Source organism: Novosphingobium acidiphilum DSM 19966 (assembly GCF_000429005.1).
Classification (GTDB): Bacteria; Pseudomonadota; Alphaproteobacteria; order Sphingomonadales; family Sphingomonadaceae; genus Novosphingobium; species Novosphingobium acidiphilum.
In genome coordinates this window covers 1-25,986 of record NZ_AUBA01000004.1, presented here as the reverse complement: position 1 = coordinate 25,986, position 25,986 = coordinate 1, and the positions used below count along the sequence as shown (strand labels likewise).

Genomic DNA, 25,986 nt, shown 5'->3' with positions numbered 1-25,986 from the left:
CTGACCTCAGTGTTTTTTGGGCTGGGCAGGGGGCTGGTTGTTAAAGGCAGCAGCTGACAGGCGTTCAAGCATCTGAAACACGCCATCGACGCTGAACCCGGCCAGGAAACACAGCGCCGATGTTGACAAATGATTGATGGCCGGAGCTGTGGCGACATCGTTGGGCGTAATGATCAGGCCGATGCAGCCGCCAATAATGCTGCCTAGCCCCACATAGACCCACGATAGCAGGCCGTCACGCGGGCTGAGCGTGTTGTCGCGCAACTTTGCCGAAAGCGAACGTCCCGCCGCCACGCCCGCGCCCAGAACGCCGTAAAAGATCGGGAGTATGATTCCGCCCATGACGTGCACCCAGGTTGCAGTCCATTGCGTATCGGTGTCAGCGATGTCGCACAGGCTGCCTTTTGGGCAAGGGGGTGCCGCGGTTGCTTGCGACTTGTCGCTGCCATGCCCGATCGGCAGAGGCGCCATGCCTAAATAACGCAACGCGACGGGCATGAACCAGCGGCTCTCGATCGCATTCCATTCGGCCAAATTGCTTTCGGCCATGGCCAGGCGTGCGTGCGCCCTGGCATAGGCGGCACACAGCGAGTGGCGTTGGATCTGCAGCCAGTCAGGGTCGGATGTTGGCGACCCGATGATCAGCGCAGGCGCAGGCGGTGTGCGACAATAAATATCGGCAGTGTAACCATACGTTACGGGTGGCGCATCGCCGCCAGAGCCAGCGATCGTCGAATTGGGCTTTGGTGCCCCAGGTTGTGACGGGCTGAGATTTGCGGGTGTGCTTTTTTGCGCGGTGTTCGGGTCTTTATACGATGCGATCGCACTGCTTTGTTCAGCTGTCAGCACGCTGGCGCTGGCGCTCGCAAATTCGGTCCGCGCCTGTAATTCGTTCGCTACGAGTTCGCTGCCAGTGGCCACGGTCCAGGACAGCGCAAATGTGATGATCGTGAACACGATCATGAAGAAGGCCAGCCACGTCGCGTAACTTAGAAACGACGCGGCTTCGCGCCGCAATTTGCCATAGGCGATCCGGCCCAGTGCTCCGTTGGAAATATCGCGCGCAAGGCTTTCCTGCGTGGTCGCGCCGGGGTCGCGGCCGTTTGGGCTGCGACGGTCATCCTGGACGGCTGGACCCCTGCGAAACATTCGCAGCAGCGCCGGGCGGCGTTGCTCGAACACCATCTGGGTGAACGCGATAGTCATACTGTTGGCTGGCGCGGCTGCATTGTTCAACAAATCTCGCGCAAAGATCAGTTGCGCTGCCATTTTTTGAGTGTCGACATCGACATGTGGTGGCCAGGGTATGTTTGTTATTGTCATAAGCCAGTTGTCATCGCCAAACGCATCTTCAAATGGCTTATTGTTTTCCGGTGCGCGGGGAATTTCCTTGTTCGGAAAATTCGATACGTTGTCGATCAACAAATAGACTTCGGCCAGTTGCCGCGTAAAGATTGCATCTTTCATGGTAAGCGGAACCTGCGGCCCGACCGGGATCGGTTCGTCGGCGTTCTCGCCAGCCATTTCCGTCGATAGACTGTTGCTCATGCGCAGGGCCCCACCTAGCCATCGCGGCGGACCTTAATAATGTCATAAAATTGGCATTATTCCAACCACGTTTTATTGGCGGGCAGGGCGGATTGTTTAACCGTTTAAGCGACTAAATTGCAACGTTAATTGTTTCGTTATTCGCGGATTAACGAAACGGCGGCTCGTTAAACGCGCGCAGTTTGCGTGAATGCAGGCGTGCGCCCTGCTGCCGCAGCAATTCGCACGTGGTCGTGCCAATGGCGAGGTGTGCGGCAATTGCTTCCTCGTAAAACCGGTTGGCCTGGCCCGGCAGCTTGATCTCGCCATGCAGCGGTTTGTCCGACACGCACAGCAACGTGCCGTAGGGCACGCGAAAGCGATAGCCCTGGGCTGCGATCGTGGCCGATTCCATATCGATCCCGACCGCGCGTGACAGGCTGAGCCGCCGGGCCGAATGCGCAAAGCGCAATTCCCAGTTGCGATCGTCGGTGGTGACCACGGTGCCGGTGCGCATGCGCCGCTTCAGATCGGTGCCGCCGATCCCGCTTACCTGCTCTGCGGCGGTCTGCAGGGCGACTTGCACTTCGGCAATCGCGGGGATCGGGATTTCGGGCGGCAACACCGGATCGAGCACATGGTCATCGCGCAGATAGGCATGCGCCAGCACGTAATCGCCGATCTGCTGGGTCGGGCGCAGGCCGCCGCAATGGCCGATCATCAACCATGCCTCGGGCCGCAGCACCGCCAGATGGTCGCAGATCGTCTTGGCATTCGACGGGCCCACGCCGATATTGACCAGCGTGATGCCGGTACCGTCGGGCGCGATCAGGTGATAGGCGGGCATCTGGTGCCGCCGCCAGGCGGTGTCCGACAGCCGTGCGCGCGCATCGTCGGTCCGCGTATCGATCGACAGCCCGCCCGCGCCGGTCAGCGCCACAAACCGCGTACCATCCAGTTGCCGCCCGGCCCAGTCGACGAATTCATCGACATACCGGTGGTAATTGGTGAACAGGATATAACGCTGGAAATCCTGCGTGCGCGTGCCGGTGTAATGCGCCAGCCGCGCCAGGCTGAAATCGGTGCGCAGGCCGTCGAACAGCGACAGCGGCATTGGCCCGTCACCGACAACATATTCGGCATCGGCGATTTCGTCGCCGATCGCGGCAAGCTCGGTCGTTGGAAAATGCCGCGCCAGATCCGATGGCCGCACCACGCCGATTTCCGCACCGAACGCGCCGTCCAGTACATAGGGAAACGGAATTTCCTGACGCGAGGCGTGGACCGTCAGCGTCACATCGTAATCTTCCAGGATCAGTTGCAACTGTTCGCGCAGATAGGCACCGAACAGCACCGGACGGGTCACCGTGGTGGTATAGGTGCCACGCTGGGTCAGCCGCCCGAACGCGCGCCCGGTCGATACATTGTCGGGGTCGCGGGCCATGTCGATGCGCAATTCGGGATAGGCATACGACCCGTCGTCGCGCCGGCCGGCAGGCGGGATCGTGCCATTGGCAGCAAACAGCGCGATATCGGCGCGCAAGGTGGCAACGGCGGTGTCGTACAGCCGGTTCAATTCGGCCAGTGCCGCGGCAATGATGCCTTCGTGATCGTTCATATCCATCCGCCTAGCCTGATTTGGTGACACGGCAAAGGCGTCAGCGCCGGACCAGCACGGTGCGCCCGACCACATGATCCGCCAGGTCTTCGGGCCAGAAATGCACCGCGCGCAGATCGCCTTTGGCATAGCGATCCACCTGATCGGCAAAGTGCGGCGATTTTGGATCGCTGCTTTCGCCGCCAATGCTGACCGCGCGCGCCGTGACCCGCGGGCCGAATTCAACCGTGGCGACAAAGCTGTTGCCGCTGGTGCCGTAGTAATTCCTGGTACCCGGATAACGCCGCGCGCCAAACGAAGCGAGCGATCCCCAGCGCGCGCTGGCAAAGGGGATCGGCTGAGATGGTCTGGCATCATCGAACACCTGGTCGATCGCGCCATCATTGCGCTGATAGCGGTTGATCGTCCCCCATGGTACGCGCCAGTCGCCAAAATCGGCGCGCAGCCGGGCGATCGCTTCGTCCAGCGCGGCCAGCCGCTGTGCCGGACTGGCGCGGCGTTCCATCCAGTCCCACACCGACGTGCTGTCATCATCGGGGTCGGGGTTGTCGCCGCGCCTGGCCCACAATGCTTCGCCCCAGTTCACCGCCAGCGTGGTCGCGGTGGACCCGGCGGCCCAGCGGTGATCCCATGCTTTCAGCAGCGCGATCGCCGCCTGCCGGTCGGTATTGCCCGGATCGGCGGTGGCGGCGGCAAACAGCGGCGGCAACAGATGGTCGAACGCGGGCATCCACGGGTCAAACGCCGCATCGATCAGCCCCTGCATGGTAAAGTCGCGCCGGTTGCCCAGCACGCGTGTGGCATGGGGCCCGCGCGGATTGTCGCCGGCCTGGTCCATATAGGCGGGGTATGCCGACTTGACCGGGCTGTCGGGCCCGGCGGCGTGCCACGGCGCATCATTGGTGTTGTAGACCCAACCGTTGGGCGGATTGAGCACGCTGGGCAGATCGGCCAGTGCATGCAGACCATGCCAGTCGGTCGCCGGGTCGCTGCCGTCGACCGGCCTGGTGTAATCAAACCGCGCATCGCGGATCGGCACGAATTGCGGATGGAGATAGGCGATCTCGCCGCGGTCATCGGCAAACAGCGTGTTGTTCGAACTGTTGGCGCGCAGCTGTGCCACTTTGAGAAAGCTGGCCAGATCGTGCGTCCTGGTGCGCAGGAAACTCTGTTCAAGCGCGGGCACCGGGCGGTTCATCAGCGCAAACGCGATCCATTTGCCATGGTCTTCGCGCACGATCGGCCCGTGATGGCTGGCCCAGGTGGCAAAACTGCGCGTGCCGAAGGTGCCATCGCCACGCGCATAGCGCAGCGTGATGGTCGATCGGGTCAACGGGCGGATCTGGTCGCCATAGCGATAGCCCTGGCCGCCATCGGCGGTCGGCGCCAGCGTCTCGGCAAATTCATCGACATTGTCGACCCCGCTCGACGTGTGCATCCACCCGGCGTGGGCATTGAACCCTTGATAAATAAAGAACTGCCCCCAGGTGACCGCGCCATAGGCGTTCAGCCCCTGATCGCTGGTCATCTGCAATTCCGACCGGAAAAAGAAACTGGTGTGCGGATTGATCAGCAGCAGCGCATGGCCATCCTTTGTCCGCGCCGGCGCGATCGCCATGCCGTTTGACCCGCCCGGTTCGCGCCAGATCAGCCCGCGTTCCATCGCGGTCATGGCCACCTGACGGTGTTCATAAAACGCGCGCAACTGCGACAGCGGCACGCGTTCGATATCGCCGCCGATGCTGCCCTCGGTAAAGGACAGCGCCATCCACGGTTCGAAATGGCGAATCACCTTGGGCCTGGTCGCGGGATGATCGGCCAGATAGGCGTTCAGCCCGTCGGCCCAGCCCTGCATCAGCGCGCGCAGCCATGCCGGGCTTTTGGCATAGTCGGCCTGCAGCACGGCCGGATCGATGAACAGCCGCTGGCGCAGATCCTGCCAGATCGCGCCTTCGCCCTCGGCCTCGGCCAGACGACCCAGATTGACCAGATAATTGCGCTCGATCCGGGGGAAATCGTCCTCGGCCTGTGCATAGATCATGCCATAGACCGCATCGGCATCGGTGTGCCCGTGCACATGCGCGGTGCCCCATTCGTCACGCACGATCGTCACCCGATCGGCCGGCTTGGCCATCGCCGAGGTGCCCATCAGGGCGGCAAGCATCACGGCGGCAAGGCGGCGGGGCAAAAGCATGGGCGTGGGTCCGGTGCAGGAGGTCGTGCGACCGTGCTAATCCATTGCACGGCCGATTGGATATCGCTTTTTTCGCGGGGGATTGCCTGTGGCGGCGATCCGTTTCAGGATCGACGCTGCGCCCGATCATCGGCGCGAAGGGGGCACAACGTGAACGAACCGGCGGCACTGCGCATCACCAGCTTGCGCAAATCGTTCGACAAGCCGGTGCTGCGCGATCTGTCGCTCACGATCCCGCCGGGCCAGCTCTATGCCTTGCTGGGCCCCAATGGCGCGGGCAAGACCACGACCTTGCGCATTGTCACGGGCCTGCTGGGTGCCGACGGCGGCAGCGTCGAGATCTTTGGCCACAACGCCGCACGCGAACCGCTGGTGGCCAAGGCGATGACCGCGTGGCTGCCCGATGAACCGATGATCTATGACAAGCTGACACCGGTGGAATACTTGGCGTTCGTGTCCGGGCTGTGGCGGATGGACCCGGCCGAAGCCCAGGCAGAGGCCGAACGCCTGTTGCGCTGGCTGGACCTGTGGGACGAACGCGACACGCGCTGCGAAGGTTTTTCACGCGGAATGAAGCAGAAAGTGGCGCTGGCCGGTGCCCTGATCCACAAGCCGCGTCTGCTGATCCTTGATGAACCGCTGACCGGGCTCGACGCGACGATGGCGCGTTCGGTCAAGGATGCGCTGCGCGCGCAAGTCGATGCCGGCGCCACGGTGATCATCACCACGCATATCCTTGACGTGGCCGAGCGCATGGCCGATCGCATCGGCATCATCGCGGGCGGCACTTTGCTGGCCGAAGGGACACTGAACGAATTGCGCGCCCTGGCAGGGCCAGGCGACGCCACTCTGGAAGATACGTTCATCCGTCTGACCAGCCCGGGCGGAGCGCCGCGATGATCCGGTTTGCGCCGGCGACCCTGCCCTGGATGGTCGCACACAACATGCAGATCGCCTGGCGGACGCGCGCGCGCGGCAGCGCGTGGCAGCGAATGGTGGTCTATGGCCTGCTGGGTGCCTATGTGATGGGCGGGGTGGCGGTGGCGTGGACCTTGCGCGATTGGCCGATCGAGCCCACGCCCACCGGTCTGACACTGATCACCTTGGTTGCCATCGTGCTGTTTACCTTTGGCCTGAGCCAGGCTTTGGCGCGCGCCGAAGCAACGCTGTATGGGCAGGGCGATCTTGATCTGCTGCTGGGCGCGCCGGTCGAACCGCGCGTGGTGTTGTGGGCCAAACTGCTGGGCATCGCCGCAACCGTGCTGGTATCCGAAGGGATGTTCCTGCTGCCGCCGCTGGTGCCGCTGATCGTGCTGGGGCATCCGGCGATGGGCGGGGCGATCGTGCTGTTGCTGGCACTGGTCATGGTTGCGACTTGCGCCGGGCTGACGGTGATGCTGATGATCGTGCGACTGGCTGGCACGCGTGCCGCGCGCAGCACGGCGCAAGTCCTGGTCGCGCTGTTTGGCGGGGCCATGGTGATCGCATCGCAGGCCATGCGTTTCGGCAGCGGATCGCATGGCGCGCGCAACGGCTTTGCGGTGGTGTTCGGCTGGGCGCGCGCGCATCATCTGGGCCAGACCGGCTGGGCCAGCGTGATCGGGCAGGCGGGTTTTGGCAATGTCCTGGCCGATGCCGGGGTGCTGATCGTGGCAATTGGCCTGTTCACAGGCACCGGGCTGGTGTTTGAACGTGTTTTCCTGACAGCATTCCAGCAATCGGCGCATCTGGGGCGGCCGGCGCGGCGCGCCGCACGCGCGGGCGCCCGATCGGGCATGCGCGCGCGGTTCAGCCCGTCGCTGGTGCGCACGATCATGGCCAAGGAACTGGCGCTGTTGCGGCGCGATCCCCAGATCCTGGCAACGATGCTGCTGCGGCTGGTCTATCTGGTGCCGTTGATGCTGGTCGTGCTGCGCGAACAGGGCGCATTGCTGCCAGCGCTCGCATTTATCGGCGTATTCGTGACCACGCAATTGACCGGCGATCTGGCCTGGCTGGTGATTTCGGGCGAAGACACCCCCGATCTGATGATGGTTGCGCCGATCGCCCGGGCGTTGATCAACCGCGCCAAGATGCTGGCGGCGGTGGCGATGGCCACGCCGCTGCTGGCGCTGGTCGCGGTGGTTTTGGCGGTGCGCGCGCCAGTGCTGGTGGCGGTGGTGGTGCCGATCGGCCTGGCCGGATCGGCAGCGGCGGCGCGCATCCAGCTTGCACTTGAACGGCCGATGCCCCGCAAACAGTTCGGCCGCCGCAACAAGGGCGCGTCGATCGCGGCCAATCTGCTGGTCATGCTCACCGCGCTGGTGCTGGCCGGTGTGTCATCGGGGCTGGCCTGGTGGCTGACGGCCGATTGAATGACCATGCTGACACGCGCCGATATCGTGGCGATGGCGGGCGATGGCCCTGCGCATCTGGTCGACGCCGATCTGTCCGGGGCGGACCTGTCCGGGCTGGATCTGGCCGGCTGGCATTTCGAACGGTGCGACATGCGCCGCACCAGCCTGGCCGGCACCCGGCTTGAGGCGACGCGCTGGCAATCGGTGCGCGCCGCCTTTGCCGGAATGGTCGGGGCCGATCTGACCGATGCGCAATGCACCGCCAGCGATTTCAACAACGCCGCCATGCGCAGCGCGCGCCTGACCGGGGCGGGGTTCGCCGGGTGCAAGCTGACCGGGGCGGATCTGACCGATGCGGCGCTGGTCGACACGCGCTTTGCCGAATGCCTGCTGATCAATGCCCGATTGCCCGGGCAGTCGTTTCGCCGCCAGACGTTGGACCGCGTTGATCTGGGGCAGGCGGATTTGCGCAAATGCGATTTTCGCGAGACGGTGTTTCGGACCTGCAGCCTGCGCGATGCGGTTCTGGACGGTGCGCGGTTCGACAAGGCGGACTTGCGCGGGTGCGATCTGGGCGGAATGCAATTGACCGATGCGCGTCTGTTCCGGGGCGCGACAATTTCGCACGACCAGGCGGCGCAATTGCTGGCGCAGCTTGGCCTGCGCCTGGGTTAGGGCCGATGGTGCATCCCTATCGCCTCGATGCGCCGGCGCAGGTGATCGGTGCAGCGCTCGGCGCCGATCCGGGCAGGGACGTGTGGCAACGCGGCAGCGTGATCCCCGGCAGTTTTGCCCCGGTGGTGATCCGTGGCAAAGACCGCGCGCGCTATCTGATCCCGCGGCTGTGGGGCGTGCCGCCACCGCCGCGCGGGACCCATGCCGTGACGCATGTGCGCAACCTGGAAAGCCCGTTCTGGATCGGCACGTTGCGGCATACCGAATTCCGCTGTCTGGTCCCGGCCACCTCGTTTTGCGCCACGCGCGGGACGCGCGCGCAATGGCTGGGCGTGCCGGGCCACCCGATTATCGCCTTTGCCGGGATCTGGCGCGACAGCGAAATTCCAAGCTTTGCCATCGTCACCACCGAAGGATCGCTGGGCGGCATCGTCAGCCTGCCGTTGATCCTGCCGCGCGAACACTGGCACGAATGGCTGTGCGGTGACTGGAAACGCGCGCAACGGCTGGTGACGCTGGGCCATTCGCCGCTCGATCTGGTGCCGTCATAGGCGAATGCAGCGCTACCGGTCCTGGTCCGGCTCGGGCCGCCCTGGAATGCGGTCGAACGGTTGCGCCACGTTGCCGAAATTCAGTTGTGCATTCATCATGCCCGCACGCGCGGCGCGTTCCTGATCGCCGCTGCTGCCAACCGAAACCATCACCGCCTGGCTGGTGATGAAATCCTTGAGCCGCTTGGCCAGGCCCGCAGCCTCGTCGGGTTTGCCCATCATCGACACGATGAAGCGTTGCCCGTCCTTGCCGAACGCCACCGAATGCACTTCGGCCATCCACAGGCGGAATGTCATGCCTTCCACCTGCACGACCTGGCTGCTGGAATGCAGGTTCGAGGTATAGCGATTGCCTTGGGCGACTTCAGCCGCGGCATAGGCGCCGTTCATGTCCATCCAGATCACGTTGGACCGGAAATCGAACCGCAGCGTCAGGAACCGCGCCACGTCAAAGGCCGCCTTGGCCAGCGCCCAGACAAACAGCGTGCAGGCCGCCAGCGACCCGATCCCCGCGCCGCCAGCGGTCAGTGCGCCCACCAGCATATAGCTGGCAATCGACGCCACCAGCGTCAGCGCCAGCGCATAGCCGTTGATCGCGGTGATGATTGCGGGATTGCCCGAAGAAAACGGTCGATCGCCGCCCGCGCCGTCGAGCGTGAAGGGCACGGGCTGTGTCTCTTCGACAATGCTGCCGTGAAACGTGCCCGAACGCTGTTGCAGGTTTACCGCCGGATCGATCCGGCAATAGCGCCGGTTGGGGATCTTTTCCCACCAGGCGTCCTGCATCGCGCGCATGAATTCGTCGGAAATCATCGACGGGTTGACCGAGATGTTCCACGTGTCCTGCACCATCGATACATTGGTCGAAGGCGCCTTCATCTGGTGGCGCATCACCGCGGCAAAAAACAGCGCGTGCAAGACGCCCGCCAGCACCAGCAGCAGCAGCAGCGTGGTCGTGCCGATGCCGAACGGTGACGGGGGCAGGGCATTGCCGACCAGCGCGATGGCCACCGGACCCAGCACCGAAAACGCGATCAGGCCCGCCATCATCGGCACTGACAGGGCGGAAATCCCCGGCTGGCCGCGCGCGCCGGCCCTGGGGTTAAGCAGGCTGGGCGCCGAAATCACGAACAGGATGATCGCCACCCAACCCGACACGCGGCCATCGCCGTTGCCGCTGCCCAGGACCGCCGAAACCAGCAGCCCGCCAAGCAGCGCCAGCGTCAGGATGCCCGCCTGGAACTGCCGTTCGGCAAAGGCACGCACCGGGCGCGGCGAATAGATCAGATCGGGCACCAGGTAATACAGCAGGCCCGACAGCGGATCGCCCGGTTCGGGATAGTCCAGCGCCTGCTGGCGCAGTGTTTCCTTGATATAGCTGTCGGCAACCGTGCTCGTGCCGGTCTGGTCGGGCTGCAATTGCGGGGCCAGCCCGTGCGGCCGCCCGCGCCCGAAGAAAAACCGCAGCTGGCTGAACACCTGAAACAGCAGAGTGCCGCCGACCGATATCAGCACGAACGCCACCAGTGCCACGGCCAGCGCCTGCAGGTGGGCACCGGTGTGCAGCGCGCTGCGCGCCTGAAACAGCAGGACAAAGCCGGTCAGCCCGGCCACCGCTGCTGCGGCGCCGACAAACAGATTGTGTTCGCGCAACGGGTTCGGGAACGTGAAGTTCTGACTGCTGCTGGAGTATTCGTAGCTCACGCCGACCTCATGACTTTTGCCCCGACCACTGGGTGGCCGGGGCGTTGTGGCAGTGCATCGGGGGCTGCGCAAGAGGCGCCGCCCGGCGGTCAGGTGCGGCTGGCGCCATCGAGCAGGGCAAGATCTTCAGGCGTCAGCGTCAGATCGATCGATCCCAGCAGATCTTCCACCTGGGCCACGCTGGTCGCGCTGGCAATCGGCGCGGCAATGCCGGGCTGCGCGGCCAGCCACGCCAGCGACACTTGCGCCGGCGTCGCCCGGTGCGCGTCGGCCACGGTGTCGAGAGCCGCCAGCACTTGGGGCCCGTGCCCTTCGACAAATTTGCCCACGCGATAGGCGCGGGGGCCTTTGACGTCGGCGGGCGTGCGGTATTTGCCGGTCAGGTAACCGCAGGCCAGCGCAAACCACGGGGTCATGCCGATGCCGTGCGCAATGCAGGTATCCTGCACTGCGCCTTCATACCCGGTGCGTTCCATCAGGTTGTATTCGTTCTGCAGCACCTGATAACGCGCGACACCGCGTGCGTCTTGCGCGCGGATCGCGCTGTCCAGCCGTTCTGCGCTGAAATTGGACGCGCCGATCACGCGCACTTTGCCGGCCTGAACCAGCGCGCCGAACGCTTCGGCCACCGCGTCCTGGCTTTGCGTGTCATCGTCCTGGTGCGCCAGATACAGGTCGATGTAATCGGTGCCCAGCCGCAGCAGCGATGCCTCGACCGCAGCGGTGATGTGCGCGGGTTGCAGGCCTTTGCCTTCGCCGATCGGCAGCATGCCGACCTTGGTGGTGATCACCACATCGTCGCGCCGCCCCCGCCCGCGCAGCCACGCACCGATCACGGTTTCGGATTCGCCGCCCTGGTTGCCCGCAATCCAGGCCGAATAGACATCGGCGGTGTCGATCACCGTACCGCCGCCCGCGACAAAGGCGTCGAGCACGGCAAAGCTCGCGGCTGCGTCGGCGGTCCACCCGAACACGTTGCCCCCCAGGATCAGCGGGACAGTGGTCAGATCCGATTGCCCGATGCGGCGCAGTTGCGTCATGTCATTCTCCCACGAAAGGCCGGTCCGCCTCGAAACCCCGTTCCGATAGCGGATAAGCACCCTCGGCCGCAAAGGCGTTTTGTATGCTTCGCCTACAAATTCATGACAGCTGCTACAGGCCTGTGGGCGGGACCGCTACCAGCCGCAGGATTGTGCCCTGGTCTGCTGTTTCAGCCAGGCCGACAGCGGCGCGAAATAGGCCAGCATCGCCTTGCCGCTCATCTGGCGCGACCCGGTGAACACTTCAAGCGCGTCGGGCCAGGGTTTCGACGCGCCCATCGCCAGCATCGTGTTCAGCTTTGCACCCACCGCCTTGTTGCCGTAAAAACTGCACCGGTGCAGCGGCCCGGTCCAGCCGGCGGTCTGGCAGGCCGCCTGATAGAACTGGAATTGCAGGATCCGCGCCAGGAAATAACGCGTATAAGGCACCACCGCGGGCACATGGTACTTGGCGCCGGGGTCAAAGGCATCGTCGGGCCGGGCGCCCGGGGGTACCACGCCCTGGTATTGCAGGCGCATGCGGTTCCACGCGGTTTCATAGTCGGCGGGCTTGATCTGGCCCGAAAACACCTGCCAACGCCACTTGTCGATCAACAGGCCGAACGGCAGGAACGCCACTTTGTCCATGGCCTGGCGCAGCAACAGCCCGATGTCCTTGTCGGGCCCGGGCACCGCTGCGCGATCGAGCAGGCCGATCTGCACCAGGTATTCGGGCGTGATCGACAGCGCCATGGTGTCGCCGATGGCTTCGTGAAACCCGTCGTTGGCGCCCTCCATATAGATACGCAGCGGCTGGGTGTTGTAGGCGCGCTGGTAATAGTTGTGCCCCAGCTCGTGGTGGATCGTCACAAAGTCGGTGTCGTTGACCTTGATGCACATTTTGACGCGCAGATCGTCCTTGTTGTCGATATCCCAGGCCGATGCATGGCACACCACTTCGCGGTCGCGCGGCTTGGTGATCTGCGACCGGGCCCAGAAAGTGGCGGGCAGGGGGGCAAATCCCAGCGACGAATAGAACCCTTCGCCCGCGCGCAGCATTTTCACCGGGTCATAGCCTTTGGCACGCAACAGCGCCCCGGTGTCATAACCGATGTCGCCTGAACCCTGCGGCGCGGCGATGTCATAGATGTTGCCCCATTCCTGCGCCCACATATTGCCCAGCAGATCGGCGCGGATCGGGCCGGTCTTGCCCTGCACCGCATCACCGTATCTGTCGTGCAGCTTCATCCGCACATAGCAGTGCAATTGCTGGTACAGCGGCTTGACCTCGGACCACAGCGTGTCGGTCATCGCGGCAAAGGCATCGGCATCCATGTCGTAATTGGCCCGCCACAGCGCGCCGGTGTCGGCAAAGCCCAGTTCGCGCGCGCCGGCGTTGGAAATGTCGACCATCTTCACGTAATCGGCTTTCATCGGCGCGCCGACGCTGTCGTGCCAGGTGGTCCACATTTCCTTCAGCTGGTCGGGGTTGCGGTTGGTGCCCATTGCCGCCTCGATATCGCTGCCGTTGATCGGCTGGCCGTCAAGCGTGCCATGGCCTTTGCCGTAAAGGCCCTGGATATGCGCCTGCAGGGTGGCGAATTCCTCGGCCGCTCCGGGGCTTGACGGTGCGGGCGACGTGATCGCGGTGCGCAGCATGGTCAGCTGGCGCAATGTTTCAGGCGACAGCCCGGGGACTTTGGCCAGCTGCGCCGCGCGACCCGCATTGGCCACCTGCATCCGGGTCATCGCCGCGCCCGCGCTGGCCGAGATCACTTCGGTGTCTTCGTTGATATAGGTCTCGTAAACCCATTCGGCGTGGCCCGAGGCCACGGTCTGCTCGGCCAGCGCCTTGTCGGTCGTCCTGATCCAGTCGGTCACGCCGGCGGGCGTTGACTGCGCCTGGGCGCAAGGTGCTGCAAGCGCGGCGCCAAGGGCCAGCAAAGAAACGAATGCACGCATGATCGGGACCTCTCCGGCGAAATTTGGCCAAATGCTGGCCCCGGTCGGGCCGTGGGTCAAGCGTCGCGTGTGCCTATCTGGCGAACAATTGCCCCAGATCCTCAAACGCCTTCATCTCGATCGCATTGCCCGAAGGATCGCGAAAGAACATCGTTGCCTGTTCGCCCGGCTGGCCTTTGAAACGCACATAAGGCGCAATGACAAAGCGGGTGCCAGCGGCCATCAGCCGGTCGGCCAGCGTCTGCCAGTCGGCCATGGTCAGCACGATCCCGAAATGCGGGACCGGCACGTCGTGCCCGTCCACCGCATTGGCGCCGCTGTCATGATCCGCGCGTTGCGGCATGCCGGGCACGCGATGCGCCACGATCTGGTGGCCAAAAAAATCGAAATCGATCCATTCGTCGCTGCTGCGCCCTTCGGGGCACCCCATCACCCCGCCCCAGAACGCGCGCGCGGCGTCCAGATCGTGCACCGGAAAGGCAAGGTGGAATGGACGCAGTGTCATCGGCAGGCTCCTTTGCGGCCCGCGCCATAACGCGCCGCGCCGGCCGGTGACAGAGGCGATCGGCACGAAAAAGGGCGCCTCCTTGCGGAAGCGCCCTTTTTGCAAACCGTAACCGAAGCGATCAGGCTTCGGCGGTGCCTGCTTCATCGAGCAGGTCCGCCGGGATTTCGCCCGGTTCGGCATTGGGGTCATAGGCTTCGGTAAAGCCGCCGACTTCGGTGTCGAACATGGCGTCGATCACATCGACGCCCTTCGACTGAAGTTCGGCTTCGTCGGCTGAGCGCGCGACGTTGGCCTTGACCGTAACGGCGACTTCGGGGTGCAGCGAAACGCGCACATCGAACACGCCGATGGTCTTGATCGGGCGTTCCAGCACGATCATGCCCTTGGTTACCTTGCAACCCTGGGCGATCAGGCCGTCGGCGATATCGCGCACCGAAACCGAACCATACAGCTGGCCGGCGTTCGATGCCGCGCGGATCAGCACGACTTCCTTGCCTTCAACGTTGCCGGCTTCGCCCTTGGCGTCTTCACGACGTGCGGCGTTTTCGGCTTCGATCCGGGCGCGGTTGGATTCAAAGATCTTGCGGTTGGCGTCGTTGGCGCGCAGCGCCTTCTTGTTGGGCAACAGGAAATTGCGCGCGTAGCCGTCCTTGACGGTGACTTCGTCGCCAATGGTGCCCAGCTTTTCGATGCGCTCGAGCAGGATGATCTGCATTGTGTGCGCTCCTTACTTGACGATGTACGGCAGCAGGCCGACGTGCCGGGCGCGCTTGATCGCCTGGCCCAGCTCGCGCTGCTTCTTTGCCGAAACCGCGGTGATGCGGCTGGGCACGATCTTGCCTCGTTCAGACATGAAGCCCTGCAACAGGCGCACGTCCTTGAAGTCGATCTTGGGAGCGTTCTTGCCCGAGAACGGGCAGCTCTTGCGGCGGCGGAAAAACGGACGGGCCATGGATTATTCCCCTTCGCGTTCGCGACGACGCGTGCGTTCGCGGTCGTTCTTGCGCATCATCACCGACGGGCCGGCTTCCAGTTCGTCCACGCGGACGGTCAGGAAACGGATCACGTCTTCGTTGATCGCGGTCTGGCGTTCCAGTTCCGCAACGACGCCCGCAGGGGCATCGATGTTCAGCAGCACAAAGTGCGCCTTGCGGTTCTTCTGGATCTTGTAGGCCAACGAACGCAGGCCCCAGGTTTCGACCTTGGTGATCTTGCCCTGGTTGGCTTCCACGATTTCGGTGGCGGTGGTGGCAAGCGCGTCGACCTGAGCCTGGCTCAGATCCTGACGCGCAAGGAAGACATGCTCGTAAAGCGGCATGTATCATGCGTCCTTATCACTATAACCGATCGCTGGCTGATCCGCGGGATTGCGGGGCCCCTCCGGCTTTCTTCGATTCCGTCAAGCCCCGATGGCCCGGCGAAGCGGTGGCCCTTAGCGACTACGGCAGTGAATGCAAGACAATTAGGCCGCCACAAGCGACTGGGGCAGGGGCGATGGCAAGGCGTGGGGTTGTTGCAGCCCGATCGCATAATCGCGGATGATCGCATCAAACGCATCGCCAGGCAAAGGATCGCCGAATTCCAGACCTGCCGCGCCACCACGGGTCCACATTACAAACGCCATCCGCGGCGGTTGATCGGGCAGCATCAGGCTGATGGCTTCGCCTTCGTGCGGTTTGTCCAGCCCTTCGACACGCGCGCCAAAACGGGTCATGTCCTTAAGCATGACCGTTGACCGAACCAGCCCCTGCTTGCAGCGCACCAGCAGCTCAAAGCCCACCCGCGGCGCGCGGCGCTTGGTCGCAAACTGATCGGTGGCATGTTCCATGGCAATCGACCCCCCTTGATTGGCAAGGCGGACGGCCGCCATTTACCACACCATGTAAGGACGACTAGGCGCGTCAGGGTTTCAGTCCGGCATGCACCGGATCAGGGTTATTGCGTGTGTTAACCCTTATCGCGCGGTCTGCTTTTCGACCAGGGCGATGGCCGCGGCAATGGCGACCTCGGGCGGCAGGGCCGATGTGTCGAGCAAGGCGGCGCCTTCGGCCTGGCGCAAGGGGGCGGCGCTGCGCGCGGTGTCGCGGGCGTCGCGCGCGGCCAGATCGGCCTCGATGCTTTCGCGGCTGACATCTTCGCCTGCTTTGCGCATTTCGATATAACGCCGCAGCGCGCGCGATGCGACACTGGCAGTGATGAACAGCTTGGCATCGGCGTGGGGTGCGATCACCGTGGCGATATCGCGCCCGTCGAGCACCGCGCCGCCCGGTTGTGCGGCAAAATCGCGCTGGCGCTGCATCAGCGCCGCGCGCACCTCGGGATGGATCGATACGCGGCTGGCCAGCGCGCCGGTGGCTTCGCTGCGCAGCGCGGGATCGGCCAGCAGACGATCGGGAAACGTGGTTGCCGCCAATGCGTCGGCGACCTGGTCGGGATCCCCGCCCGATGCGGCCACTTGCCAGCCCACGGCGCGGTACAACAAACCGGTATCAAGGTGCGGCAGGCCGAAATGGCGTGCCAGCGCGCGCGCGATCGTGCCCTTGCCCGAAGCTGTCGGGCCGTCGACCGCGATGATCATGCCGCGCCCGTTTCTGCCAGCAGGCGTTCAAACATCGGAAAGCTGGTGGCGATGGGCCGGGTGTCGTCCACTGTCACGCCGCGTTCGCTGGCCAGGCCCGCCACCGCCATCGCCATGGCAATGCGGTGGTCGAGATGCGTGGCGATGGTGTCGGCGCCGGTGCCGGGCAGCAGCGTTCCACCGGTGCCGTCGATGATCAGGCCATCGTCGGTTTCTGTCACCGTTGCGCCTGCCAGTTCCAGCGCGGCGCGCATGGCGGCAATCCGGTCCGATTCCTTGACGCGCAATTCATCAAGCCCGCTCGTCACTGTGCGTCCCCGGGCAAGCGCTGCGGCAACGAACAGCACCGGAAATTCATCGACCATCGCCGGCACGACTGCGGGATCGACCGTGATGCCATGCAGCGTGCTGGCGCGCACGTGCAGATCGGCCACGGGTTCGCCGCCAACTTCGCGCAGGTTCAAGGCGTCTATGTGTCCCCCCATCAGGCGCAGTACGTCGAACAATGCCGCGCGCGTCGGGTTCAGTCCGACGTTTTCGACGATCAGGTCAGACCCCGGCACGATCAGTGCTGCCACCACGAAAAACGCGGCCGACGACGGATCGCCGGGCACGGTGATCGTCTGTGGGCGCAATTCGGGCTGCCCGGTCAGCCGGATCACGCGCGCGCCGTCGTCGTCGGTTTCCACGCGCAGATCGGCGCCAAATCCGCGCAACATGCGTTCGGAATGGTCGCGGGTCGGAATCGGTTCGATTACCGTGGTCACGCCCGGCGTGTTCAGCCCGGCCAGCAGCACCGCGCTTTTGACCTGAGCCGAAGCGACCGGCAGGCGATAGGTGATCGGCACCGGGGTATCGGCACCATGCACGATCAGCGGCAGGCGTCCGCCGGGATAGGCGGTGAATGCGGCGCCGATCTGCCCAAGCGGCGCAATCACCCGGCCCATCGGACGTTTCGACAGGCTGGCGTCGCCGGTGAAGCAGGCCGTGATCGCATGGCTGGCAACCAGCCCCAGCAAAAGCCGGGTCGAGGTGCCGGAATTGCCCATGTCGAGCGCGCCGGCCGGTTGCAGCAATCCGCCCACGCCCACCCCGGCGACCAGCCAGTCGCCATTGGCCTGCCGCTCGATCACGGCGCCCATGGCGCGCATTGCCGCAGCGGTGGACAGCACATCTTCGCCCTCAAGCAGGCCGGTGACGCGCGTTTCGCCCACTGCCAGCGCGCCCAGCATGATCGACCGGTGGCTGATCGATTTGTCCCCCGGTACGCGGATGCGGCCGGTCAGTGGCCCTTGGGCAGCAAACCGGCGGGGCTGGGCGGGGGCGGAAGAAGCGGACACGAACACGACCTTTCAGGATCGGGAAGGGGGGAAAATCACGCGGCTTTTGACAGCGACGCATGGCTATGGCAAGGCGCGCCCCTCGTGCCATGGGGCTTGACCTGCTTGCCAGCGGTCGGCCATGGCCAACCTGTTGATAGTCGGCGCTGGAACGGTCCACCGCCGACAGGACTTGAGGAAATTTCATGGTCAAGCCGGAATGGGGCGCCAAGCACAGCTGTCCGAAGTGCGGCACCCGCTTTTACGATATGGGCAATGGTGACCCGGTAACGTGCATCGAATGCCGTTATTCCTGGCATCCGGACCCGGTGCTGAAGTCGAAGCAGCCGATTCCCTATGAAGAAATTCAGAAGGAAAAGGTCGACGTGGTGGCTGATGTCGATCTGGCCGATGAAGATCTCGATATCGACGAAGACGGCGATTCGCCTGACAACGATGTCGATCTTGGCGGTGATGACGATCTGGGCGTGCCCGGTCACGACGGCGAAGACGAAGAAGTCTGATCCGGCACTGCTTCGCCCCGGCCCGCACGGGTCCGGGGCGGGCGGTAAAAATCGGGCCGACATGATTTTTGGTCTTGTCAGTCTGCCGGGTCTACCTTAAAGGCCCGGCTCCCGGCAGGAAGCTGCCGCCGCCACCCCCCAGGGTGCCGGAAAAACGGGAAGCGCTTCGGCGAAACGTGTGGGGCCATAGCTCAGCTGGGAGAGCGCTACAATGGCATTGTAGAGGTCAGCGGTTCGATCCCGCTTGGCTCCACCAGTTTCCCGATCATCCCGAAACAGCCTGCAATATCAGGTGCTGCGACCGGCCAGCCGTTCAAGCACCAGGCCCAGCGCCATCACGCCGGCACCGACCAGCGCGCCGCGGCCAAGCTCGGTCAGCGACCACCACAGCATGATCAGCGCAACCCCGCCAAAGACAACCGGGAACAGCGGAAACAGCGGTGTGCGCACGGGAAAGCGATGCCCGGCAGCACCCCGGCGCAGCCGGACAGCTGCGCCCATCCCCAGCAGGATGAACACCCAGTAGACCGGCGACATGTAATCGACCATCGCGCCGAAACCGTTGCCGGTCATGCCCGCCAGCACGGTCAGCACGCCTGAAAACCCCGCAACCGCGATCACGGCCGCAACCGGCGTGCCGCGTCCGGCATGCCACTGGCCGATCGGGTGCAGCACCGGGATCGTTTGTGCTGCGGCCCAGGTGATCCGAGCACCAACGATCAGCGTCGAATTGATGCTCGCCACCGCCGATATGACCACCACCAGCACCACCAGCACCGCGCCCGCCGGACCGAACGCGGCGCGCGCAACATCGGCGCCCGGCGCAGTGCTGCGCGCCAGTGCGCCCAGGCCCAGCCCCTGCGCCATGCCCTGGTTAAGCGCGATGTACAGCGCCATCAACAACACGATCGCCCCCACGGTGACGATCGCCATGCCGCGCGGCCCGCCCCGAAGCTCTGCCGACAGCGTGGCAATATCGCTCCATCCGCCAAAGGCCAGGAACACATAGATCAGCGCGACGCCGATCTGGCGATCGCCCGCCGGAATTGCCAAGGTTTGCGCGTGCGCGGGTGCGGCGACAAAGCCTGCGGCAATCACCGCAGCAAAGCCCAGCGCGACCAGCGCCACCATCAGCGCCTGGGTCAAAAATCCGATCCGCACGTGGGCACAGTTGATCAGCGCCAGCAGTGCCACCACCATCAGCGCAAACACGGTGCGCATCGCTGCATCCATCGGCACCAGCGCGCTGGCATAGTCGGCCAGCAGGTGCGCCATCAACGCGATCCATCCGGTGTGCAGCACCGCAAACCGCGACCACGCATAAAGCGCTCCCACCCGTGGCCCCCAGGCGCGCGACAGAAAACTGTATTCCCCGCCCGCATCGGGAAAGGCGCAGGCCATCTCGACATAGCACAGTGCGCCGACCAGCGAGACCAGGCCCCCGCCGATCCACAGCCACACGAACAGGCCAGGCGCAACGTTTTGCGCCACGGTCGGCGCGGTCTTGAGCACGTCGGTCGACATGATCATGCCCAGCGCGACCAACATGGCCGGGGCAAGCGCCAGGTGCGGGCGCGGGGCAGGGGGCGCATGGTCCATCGCCCCGGGATACCGCCTGAAGCGGCTTCGTCCAGCGGCAGGGCCGTTTTTGTTGTTGGGCTGGCGCCGCAGCGATAAGGCCGGGGCATGATCACGCACGAAATATCCGATGGCATCGCCACGATCACGCTCGATTCGCAGCCTACGCGCAATGCGCTGTCGCTGGCCGGATGGCACGCGCTGGCGCGATCGGTGTCGGCAGTGGGCGCTGCGTGCCCGCGTGTGGTGGTCCTGCGCGCAAGCGGCGCCGGCATGTTCTGTTCGGGATCGGACTTGCGCGAAATTGCCCTGCTGGCCGACGATGCTGCGGCGCGCGCGCCGTTTCGCATGGCGATGCGCAATGCGCTGGAACCGCTGTCGCACCTGCCGATGCCGGTCATTGCCGCAATCGATGGCGATTGCTTTGGCGCCGGGGTGGCGCTGGCGCTGGCCGCCGATGTGCGCGTGGCGGGCCCGCGCGCGGTCTTTGCGATCACGCCTGCCAAACTGGGCATTACCTATCCGCAGGAGGACATTGCCCGGCTGGTGGCGCTGGTCGGGCCCGGGCAAGCGGCGCGGCTGCTGTTTGCAGCCGCACGGATCGATGCGGCAGAGGCGGCGCGAATCGGGCTGGTCGAAATTGCATCCGACGACGCGGCCGGCTGCACGACCGAACTGGCGCTGGTGATGGCGGCGCAATCGCCTGCAAGTCTGGCCGCGCTCAAGCGAGGCGTGGCGCATGCCCCGCGCGGCCATGATCCGGCGCTTGATGCCGCCTTTGACAGCGCGTTTGCCGGGCCGGATTTCCGCGAAGGGCTGGCTGCCTTTCGCGAACGGCGGCCCCCGTGCTATGGCGCGCGTTGACACAACACGCGTCCCGTCCCCCCACCGCCGGGCTGCGTTGTTCCACGGAGGTTTGATGACCACGACCTGGTTCCGGCGCGCCACCCGCGTGGCATGCGCAGTTCTGCCCTTGCTGCCGATCGCAGCCAGCGCCCAAGATACCGACAGCGCACCCGATCCGGACATGCCGCAATATGGCAGCCTGGGCCTGGCCACGGGCAATATGAATCGTGACATCGCACCGGGCGATGATTTCTTTGCCTATATGGAGGGCAACTGGGTCGATCACACGTCGATCCCTGCGGACAAGACGCGCATCGGCTACAACTATGATCTTGAAGACAAAGTGGCCGACGATGTGCGCGCCATCGCCGAACAGGCCGTGGCCCACCCCGATACCCCCGCGGCGCAGCGCATTGCCGCGGTGTGGACTGCATGGATGGATGAAAAGGGCATTGCCGCGCGTGGGCTTGGCCCGTTGCAGCCGCTGGCGGCAAAGATTTCTGCGGTAAAAACCCGCCGCGAACTGATGGCGCTGATGGCCGAACCCGGCTTTGCCAACCCGATCGGCCTGTCGATCGAGGCCGATGTGAAAGAGCCGACGCGCTACGTTGTCGAGGCCGATCAAGGCCAACTGGGCCTGCCCGCGCGCGATTATTATCTGGAAACCGGCGAAAAGTACGACGCGGTACGCCAGGCCTATGTCAATTATATCGCGCAGATCTTCACGCTGGCCGGGGTGTCCGACGCGGCCAATCGCGCCCACGCGATCATGGCGCTGGAAATGACGCTGGCCCAGGAACACTGGGCGCCCGAACGGCTGCGCGATCCGGTGGCAACCTATAACCCGGTGGCGGTGGCGCGCCTCGCCACGTATGCGCCGGGCATTGCCTGGGATGCCATGCTTGACCGGATGGGCGTGGCCAGGGCGAAAGTGGTCGTCGTGGGCGAACCCAGCGCAATCCGCGCGATCGGCACCCATCTGGGGCACGATCCGATCGCGCTGTGGAAAGATTACCTGTTGTTCCGCCTGATCAGCGATCTGGCGCCCTATATGCCCGCAGCATTCGACAACGCGCATTTCGATTTCTACGGCAGGGTGCTCCAGGGCGTCAGCGAACAGCGGCCGCGCTGGAAACGCGGGGTCGATCTGTTGAACCGCGAACTGGGGCAGGAGGTCGGACAGATCTATCTGAAGACGCATTGGTCGAAAGAGGCCGATGCCCAGATGGGTGAAATGCTGGATGACCTGAAGGCTGCCTATGGCGAACGGATCGGCCAGGCATCGTGGATGGATGCGCCCACGCGCAGCGCCGCGCTGGCCAAGCTGGCGGTGTTCGATGCGCGCGTGGCCGGGCCCAAAGTGCCGCTGGATTACACCGATTTTCATCCCGGCCGCGAAGACCCGGTGGCCAATGCGATCGAATCGGCGCGGTTCGAGCAGGCCGTCCGGGTCAAACGCTATGGCGGGCCGGTCGATCGCAGCGTGTGGGGAATGAACCCGCAGACGGTGAACGCCTATTACAATCCCACCACCAACCAGATCACCTTTCCGGCGGCGGAACTGCTGCCGCCGTTCTTTGATCCCAATGCCGATCCGGCGGTCAACTATGGCGCCGCCGGCGCCACCATCGGCCACGAAATGGGCCATGGCTTTGACGATGAAGGGCGCCAGTTCGACGGGCAGGGCCGGTTGAAGAACTGGTGGACACCGGCCACACTGGCCAAATTCAAGATCCATACCGATGCGCTGGTCCAGCAATACGATGCGATCGAACCGATCCCGGGGGTCCATATCAAGGGCGCATTGACGCTGGGCGAAAACCTTGCCGACCTGGGCGGGCTGGAGGCGGCCTATGCCGCGTGGAAACTGTATCAGAAGCGCCATGGCGATGCGCAGACGATTGACGGCATGACCGGCGATCAGCGGTTCTTCCTGGCCTATGCGCAAAGCTGGCAGGCCAAGATCCGTGACGAGGCCTTGCGCGAACAGCTGCTGGGCGATCCGCACAGCCCCGACATGGTGCGGGTGAACGCGGTCGTGCGCAATGTCGACGCCTGGTACACCGCGTTCGATGTGAAACCCGACAACAAACTGTACCTGCCACCCGACAAACGCGTCCACGTGTGGTGATCGGGCAGCGCGGACACATTCCGCGCAGGGCTTGTCCGCATTGCGTATGTCTTGCGTCAACCATGAACGGCAGGAAATGGAGGAATCTCGAAAGACCGGTTGCGGACCCTCGGAGGAGGATAGCTGCCATTGGTCGCGCCCGAACGGAAGCGGCAGGTGTCGACCCAGTTTGCGACGATCAGTTCGGGCAGCGCGAACGTCGCAATCTGCCAAAATCAGACAGTTGGGTTACGTCAGGCCGTCCGGCCGAATCCGCCATTATAGCCGCTGCCGGGGCTGCAAATCACACTCCTGTTCCTGCCGACCATTCAGAGACGATTATTGGAGTAATCCGACCTCAATCCATATCTGATCAGCGCTGGACCGCAGTTCATCAAGCATTGTTTTCATTCTACCAGCCGCACTTCTGTTCGGCGCATAAACGCGTCCCTCATCGCCACGAAAGAAGGTCAAGACACCTGCCGTGACTAGTATATTCAGAACTTTCGGAGCAACCTTACCAAAGGCGCCGGCAGCGAAACCGCGTAAAAGCGCCTCTTCTTTTCTGCCGCTACCTGGTTGGAAGAAGGTTTTCTTTATAATCGTGACCAGAACCTCATGGGAAGGCGAAAGTCCCGCATCTCGGATGCGGCTGGTCGTGCTAACCGAATCAAAATTTTCAATCTCATTGTCTCTAACCCACTCCCCAAGTCCGGAGACCGACGACGCCCCCTGGATCTTTCCAATCAGATTCGACCGAAGGAACGTGGCGTGCGGAGGCGACTGTGGGACAACCACCAATTCAATTGTGGATTGCTCGATCGTTAGATTTACAGATGTTCCGTCGATGAAGTCCAACTCAGAGATAGCTGCATCCGTGAGGGCCAATCCGTTGAAGTCAGTTCCTCCGTTGACCCGCATCAGTCCTGCAACGATGTCGCCCGCCAGAGTGCGATTTTTAGCTTGCGCGCTCATCTTCGCCAAGTTCAGGTAGCCGCCGGGAGATAGAGTTGCCCGAGAAGCGAGGACCTTCTGACCAAGCGGTTGTAGAGGATTGGTCCATTTCTCAGAACTAGCGTTGCGTTTTCCTGACTCGTCGCCGATGACCAGCCTGTGGACGTGGTGCGCCCGCAGTCCATCAAGAATGTATGAGTCGATGAATTGGCGATCCCCGGAATCTGGAGCAACCCTGCCGAGTGAAGGCAGCCGTTGAAGCATAACTGCGGCCTCCTCGACAGGTATCTGGCCCACAACACTTTCAAAAGCCTCCTGCAACTCCCTTTGGTCTATAGGACCCACGTCACCCGGCTTGTTACGTGTCCCCGCAGCAATGGTGACGAAAACTTCGTAGATAGTATTTGCATCAAAGGATGCGTTGATACGGGCATCACGCTTACAGATCACATCGATGAAGTAGTTCCAGAACCCTGCTTCATTGTTACCAACACCGAACATGTCCTCCCGCTCGTTCTCTTCAAGCTGCGCGATTGTCTGGCAAATCAGCGGCCTGCGAGGAAGCCATTCCGGAAGGGCGACACTGATCTGCGCGGCTTGGAAGTACGCAAGCATCTCGTCAGTCGTAAATTCGTCATTCACCCGTAGTATTCTAGTGTTGCTCGGCGCCAAACCCAGTGCAGAGAGCATTTCCTTCGTGGATGAAAAGTAATGTTCGCGGCCTGTTACTAGAATGCCAGCCCCTGCATTCTGCGCGGCATCCTTAGCGGCGACAAGGGCGTTGGCTCTTAGCTGGCGCAATCGGGCGTCGTCCGTGCTCCACGATTGGGTGCCGATCTCATCAAACCCATCGAGCAAGAATACGATATTTTTGCGATTGTAGGCTCGAACCGCGGACGCTGCCATGTCGTCCAAACCGAGCTTGTTAAAGTGACGCCTGATTACCTCGTCCGCGCGTTCGAGCCCCCAACATTCGCGCAAGTTGATTGCCAAAGGGAACTGAAAGGTCAGCCCCCAATCTGCAGCGACGATAGAAAATACCTGCGAAACGCAGCGACTCTTGCCGCTGCCATATTCTCCAAGAAGTACAACGTTCTTACCGCTAAGAAGTTCGCTAGCGATATCCCCTGGCAAAACCTCCCGGGACGTAGCCGTATCGACATATTTGACCGGCACGTATTCAGTCCCGTCTATTTCTCCGGTTTCAGGATCAATCGCACTTCCAAATGGATAAGTCGTTCGACATTGCCTGTATCGCTCGTATTCGATAAATTGGGCCGCAAGTTGATTGTGATTAAGCACGATCACGTTGTTGCTCGCCCCCCCTTCGAGCATTGCCGTGGTAGGTTCCTTGTCGATAACTACTAGCGCACGCGACAGGATGCCGCTGCCGAAGAGGGAATTCCTTGCAAGTACCAGCTTGTTTATATCCGCCCGGACCTTTTCCAGCGTGCAGTTAACCGTTATTTCGAGCAACGTCCGCGTGAAACCGTCATTTTCGATGATCCCATCAATATCATTCCCCGCGATTCGCCCCGGCTCGCACGGTCTGGCGTAGATCAGAGAGGCTATCTCGCGCACTTGCTCTTCAAAATTCTTCCAGCGCGGTTTCATCGTCTCATTCCTATGCCATTTGGGTCGCGTCCCGGTACGTGGTGTAGGTTGTGAGGGTAGCGCTGCTGGCCGGACGCGCGCTTTCGATATTGCGCTGTAGCGTCCGGCCAGCAGCGCGGGTGGTCACCGTGATTTTCGGATAGGTTTGGGTTGCGAAGCTCTAACCTGGAGAACCACGATGACCGATTCCCTGATGCACTTGCGCGCGCTTGTCGAGAAGGCCCCCGACGCGGATATTTTGCGCGACATGATCTCGTTTGCCGCCGGTCGGCTGATGGAGATGGAGGTTGGCGGGCTGACAGGCGCTGGTCACGGTGAGAAGTCCGCCGACCGGCTTGTCCAGCGCAACGGCTATCGCGAACGCGACTG

General features: G+C 63.5%; 23 protein-coding genes and 1 tRNA gene. 9 read left to right on the top strand and 15 right to left on the bottom strand.

Annotated elements, in window-relative coordinates:
- Nucleotides 1–6 precede the first annotated feature (6 nt).
- The 3 genes from G404_RS0104280 to G404_RS0104270 all read right to left on the bottom strand — a co-directional run bounded on the left by G404_RS0104280 (nucleotide 7) and on the right by G404_RS0104270 (nucleotide 5,339).
- Entirely contained in the window at nucleotides 7–1,548 is a 1,542-nt protein-coding gene (locus tag G404_RS0104280) for a hypothetical protein (protein WP_156906188.1), read from the bottom strand.
- 148 nt (nucleotides 1,549–1,696) lie between these two features.
- Complete coding sequence (locus G404_RS0104275; RefSeq protein ID WP_051280241.1) at nucleotides 1,697–3,145, bottom strand: AMP nucleosidase; 1,449 nt, start codon at nucleotides 3,143–3,145, stop codon at nucleotides 1,697–1,699.
- Between the two features lie 40 nt (nucleotides 3,146–3,185).
- Nucleotides 3,186–5,339 carry a penicillin acylase family protein gene (locus tag G404_RS0104270; protein ID WP_028639992.1) on the bottom strand — a complete coding sequence of 718 codons (2,154 nt, stop codon included), beginning with the start codon at nucleotides 5,337–5,339 and terminating at the stop codon, nucleotides 3,186–3,188.
- A gap of 150 nt (nucleotides 5,340–5,489) precedes the next feature.
- Here G404_RS0104270 and G404_RS0104265 point away from each other — a divergent pair, with 150 nt between their 5' ends.
- Genes G404_RS0104265 through G404_RS18015 form a run of 4 tightly spaced genes read left to right on the top strand, consistent with a single transcriptional unit; the run spans nucleotide 5,490 to nucleotide 8,901 of the window.
- Nucleotides 5,490–6,239 carry an ABC transporter ATP-binding protein gene (locus tag G404_RS0104265; RefSeq protein WP_028639991.1) on the top strand — a complete coding sequence of 250 codons (750 nt, stop codon included), beginning with the start codon at nucleotides 5,490–5,492 and terminating at the stop codon, nucleotides 6,237–6,239.
- Entirely contained in the window at nucleotides 6,236–7,693 is a 1,458-nt protein-coding gene (locus G404_RS0104260; protein WP_028639990.1) for a hypothetical protein, read from the top strand. Before G404_RS0104265 ends, G404_RS0104260 begins: the two co-directional genes overlap by 4 nt.
- A complete protein-coding gene (locus tag G404_RS0104255) occupies nucleotides 7,694–8,350 on the top strand; it encodes a pentapeptide repeat-containing protein (protein WP_028639989.1) in 657 nt (218 codons plus the stop codon).
- Nucleotides 8,351–8,355: 5 nt separating this feature from the next.
- Complete coding sequence (locus G404_RS18015) at nucleotides 8,356–8,901, top strand: SOS response-associated peptidase family protein (RefSeq protein ID WP_051280169.1); 546 nt, start codon at nucleotides 8,356–8,358, stop codon at nucleotides 8,899–8,901.
- Between the two features lie 12 nt (nucleotides 8,902–8,913).
- Here the strand turns inward: G404_RS18015 and G404_RS0104245 are convergent, their stop codons facing one another.
- From G404_RS0104245 to aroA, 10 genes are all read right to left on the bottom strand, one after another.
- The gene (locus G404_RS0104245; protein ID WP_156906187.1) at nucleotides 8,914–10,605 is read right to left on the bottom strand and encodes a hypothetical protein; all 1,692 of its coding nucleotides are present in this window, start codon (nucleotides 10,603–10,605) and stop codon (nucleotides 8,914–8,916) included.
- Nucleotides 10,606–10,694: 89 nt separating this feature from the next.
- Nucleotides 10,695–11,645, bottom strand: a complete 951-nt coding sequence (locus tag G404_RS0104240) for an aldo/keto reductase (RefSeq protein WP_028639987.1) — start codon at nucleotides 11,643–11,645, stop codon at nucleotides 10,695–10,697.
- A 135-nt stretch (nucleotides 11,646–11,780) separates the two neighbouring features.
- Nucleotides 11,781–13,586 carry a M2 family metallopeptidase gene (locus G404_RS0104235; RefSeq protein WP_028639986.1) on the bottom strand — a complete coding sequence of 602 codons (1,806 nt, stop codon included), beginning with the start codon at nucleotides 13,584–13,586 and terminating at the stop codon, nucleotides 11,781–11,783.
- 73 nt (nucleotides 13,587–13,659) lie between these two features.
- Complete coding sequence (locus G404_RS0104230) at nucleotides 13,660–14,091, bottom strand: VOC family protein (RefSeq protein ID WP_028639985.1); 432 nt, start codon at nucleotides 14,089–14,091, stop codon at nucleotides 13,660–13,662.
- 121 nt (nucleotides 14,092–14,212) lie between these two features.
- On the bottom strand, nucleotides 14,213–14,809 hold the full coding sequence (rplI, locus tag G404_RS0104225) for a 50S ribosomal protein L9 (RefSeq protein WP_028639984.1): 597 nt from the start codon (nucleotides 14,807–14,809) through the stop codon (nucleotides 14,213–14,215).
- Nucleotides 14,810–14,821: 12 nt separating this feature from the next.
- Entirely contained in the window at nucleotides 14,822–15,046 is a 225-nt protein-coding gene (gene rpsR, locus G404_RS0104220) for a 30S ribosomal protein S18 (protein ID WP_028639983.1), read from the bottom strand.
- Between the two features lie 3 nt (nucleotides 15,047–15,049).
- Complete coding sequence (gene rpsF / locus G404_RS0104215; protein WP_028639982.1) at nucleotides 15,050–15,412, bottom strand: 30S ribosomal protein S6; 363 nt, start codon at nucleotides 15,410–15,412, stop codon at nucleotides 15,050–15,052.
- 144 nt (nucleotides 15,413–15,556) lie between these two features.
- Nucleotides 15,557–15,922 carry a PilZ domain-containing protein gene (locus tag G404_RS18010; protein WP_051280166.1) on the bottom strand — a complete coding sequence of 122 codons (366 nt, stop codon included), beginning with the start codon at nucleotides 15,920–15,922 and terminating at the stop codon, nucleotides 15,557–15,559.
- A 126-nt stretch (nucleotides 15,923–16,048) separates the two neighbouring features.
- Nucleotides 16,049–16,672: a (d)CMP kinase gene (locus G404_RS0104205; RefSeq protein ID WP_028639981.1), complete on the bottom strand. Its 624-nt coding sequence runs from the start codon at nucleotides 16,670–16,672 to the stop codon at nucleotides 16,049–16,051.
- Nucleotides 16,669–18,012 carry a 3-phosphoshikimate 1-carboxyvinyltransferase gene (gene aroA / locus G404_RS0104200; protein WP_028639980.1) on the bottom strand — a complete coding sequence of 448 codons (1,344 nt, stop codon included), beginning with the start codon at nucleotides 18,010–18,012 and terminating at the stop codon, nucleotides 16,669–16,671. The genes G404_RS0104205 and aroA overlap by 4 nt, the downstream gene beginning before the upstream one ends.
- A 185-nt stretch (nucleotides 18,013–18,197) precedes the next feature.
- On the opposite strand from aroA, the gene G404_RS0104195 reads away from it, so the two are divergent.
- The gene (locus tag G404_RS0104195; protein ID WP_028639979.1) at nucleotides 18,198–18,515 is read left to right on the top strand and encodes an FYDLN acid domain-containing protein; all 318 of its coding nucleotides are present in this window, start codon (nucleotides 18,198–18,200) and stop codon (nucleotides 18,513–18,515) included.
- A 180-nt stretch (nucleotides 18,516–18,695) separates the two neighbouring features.
- A tRNA-Ala gene (locus G404_RS0104190) sits at nucleotides 18,696–18,771 on the top strand.
- Between the two features lie 32 nt (nucleotides 18,772–18,803).
- On the opposite strand, the gene G404_RS0104185 is transcribed toward G404_RS0104190, so the two are convergent.
- Nucleotides 18,804–20,114: an APC family permease gene (locus G404_RS0104185; RefSeq protein ID WP_028639978.1), complete on the bottom strand. Its 1,311-nt coding sequence runs from the start codon at nucleotides 20,112–20,114 to the stop codon at nucleotides 18,804–18,806.
- Nucleotides 20,115–20,201: 87 nt separating this feature from the next.
- Here G404_RS0104185 and G404_RS0104180 point away from each other — a divergent pair, with 87 nt between their 5' ends.
- On the top strand, nucleotides 20,202–20,957 hold the full coding sequence (locus G404_RS0104180; RefSeq protein WP_028639977.1) for an enoyl-CoA hydratase/isomerase family protein: 756 nt from the start codon (nucleotides 20,202–20,204) through the stop codon (nucleotides 20,955–20,957).
- A 55-nt stretch (nucleotides 20,958–21,012) separates the two neighbouring features.
- Nucleotides 21,013–23,070: a M13 family metallopeptidase gene (locus G404_RS0104175; RefSeq protein ID WP_028639976.1), complete on the top strand. Its 2,058-nt coding sequence runs from the start codon at nucleotides 21,013–21,015 to the stop codon at nucleotides 23,068–23,070.
- Between the two features lie 318 nt (nucleotides 23,071–23,388).
- Here the strand turns inward: G404_RS0104175 and G404_RS0104170 are convergent, their stop codons facing one another.
- Nucleotides 23,389–25,617 carry an NACHT domain-containing protein gene (locus tag G404_RS0104170; protein WP_028639975.1) on the bottom strand — a complete coding sequence of 743 codons (2,229 nt, stop codon included), beginning with the start codon at nucleotides 25,615–25,617 and terminating at the stop codon, nucleotides 23,389–23,391.
- A 178-nt stretch (nucleotides 25,618–25,795) separates the two neighbouring features.
- Between G404_RS0104170 and G404_RS0104165 the strand changes: the two genes are divergently transcribed.
- Nucleotides 25,796–25,986, top strand: a 191-nt coding sequence (locus G404_RS0104165; RefSeq protein ID WP_028639974.1) for a transposase, incomplete at its 3' end; no start/stop codon positions are given.

Coding starts and splice junctions, on each gene's coding strand:
- G404_RS0104280 (WP_156906188.1), bottom strand. CDS start 1,548: ATGAGCAACAGTCTATCGACGGAAATGGCTGGCGAGAACGCCGACGAA.
- G404_RS0104175 (WP_028639976.1), top strand. CDS start 21,013: ATGACCACGACCTGGTTCCGGCGCGCCACCCGCGTGGCATGCGCAGTT.
- G404_RS0104275 (WP_051280241.1), bottom strand. CDS start 3,145: ATGAACGATCACGAAGGCATCATTGCCGCGGCACTGGCCGAATTGAAC.
- G404_RS0104255 (WP_028639989.1), top strand. CDS start 7,694: ATGACCATGCTGACACGCGCCGATATCGTGGCGATGGCGGGCGATGGC.
- G404_RS0104180 (WP_028639977.1), top strand. CDS start 20,202: ATGATCACGCACGAAATATCCGATGGCATCGCCACGATCACGCTCGAT.
- G404_RS0104240 (WP_028639987.1), bottom strand. CDS start 11,645: ATGACGCAACTGCGCCGCATCGGGCAATCGGATCTGACCACTGTCCCG.
- G404_RS18015 (WP_051280169.1), top strand. CDS start 8,356: ATGGTGCATCCCTATCGCCTCGATGCGCCGGCGCAGGTGATCGGTGCA.
- G404_RS18010 (WP_051280166.1), bottom strand. CDS start 15,922: ATGGAACATGCCACCGATCAGTTTGCGACCAAGCGCCGCGCGCCGCGG.
- G404_RS0104235 (WP_028639986.1), bottom strand. CDS start 13,586: ATGCGTGCATTCGTTTCTTTGCTGGCCCTTGGCGCCGCGCTTGCAGCA.
- G404_RS0104230 (WP_028639985.1), bottom strand. CDS start 14,091: ATGACACTGCGTCCATTCCACCTTGCCTTTCCGGTGCACGATCTGGAC.
- G404_RS0104170 (WP_028639975.1), bottom strand. CDS start 25,617: ATGAAACCGCGCTGGAAGAATTTTGAAGAGCAAGTGCGCGAGATAGCC.
- G404_RS0104185 (WP_028639978.1), bottom strand. CDS start 20,114: ATGGACCATGCGCCCCCTGCCCCGCGCCCGCACCTGGCGCTTGCCCCG.
- rpsR (WP_028639983.1), bottom strand. CDS start 15,046: ATGGCCCGTCCGTTTTTCCGCCGCCGCAAGAGCTGCCCGTTCTCGGGC.
- G404_RS0104195 (WP_028639979.1), top strand. CDS start 18,198: ATGGTCAAGCCGGAATGGGGCGCCAAGCACAGCTGTCCGAAGTGCGGC.
- rpsF (WP_028639982.1), bottom strand. CDS start 15,412: ATGCCGCTTTACGAGCATGTCTTCCTTGCGCGTCAGGATCTGAGCCAG.
- rplI (WP_028639984.1), bottom strand. CDS start 14,809: ATGCAGATCATCCTGCTCGAGCGCATCGAAAAGCTGGGCACCATTGGC.
- G404_RS0104260 (WP_028639990.1), top strand. CDS start 6,236: ATGATCCGGTTTGCGCCGGCGACCCTGCCCTGGATGGTCGCACACAAC.
- G404_RS0104205 (WP_028639981.1), bottom strand. CDS start 16,672: ATGATCATCGCGGTCGACGGCCCGACAGCTTCGGGCAAGGGCACGATC.
- G404_RS0104270 (WP_028639992.1), bottom strand. CDS start 5,339: ATGCTTTTGCCCCGCCGCCTTGCCGCCGTGATGCTTGCCGCCCTGATG.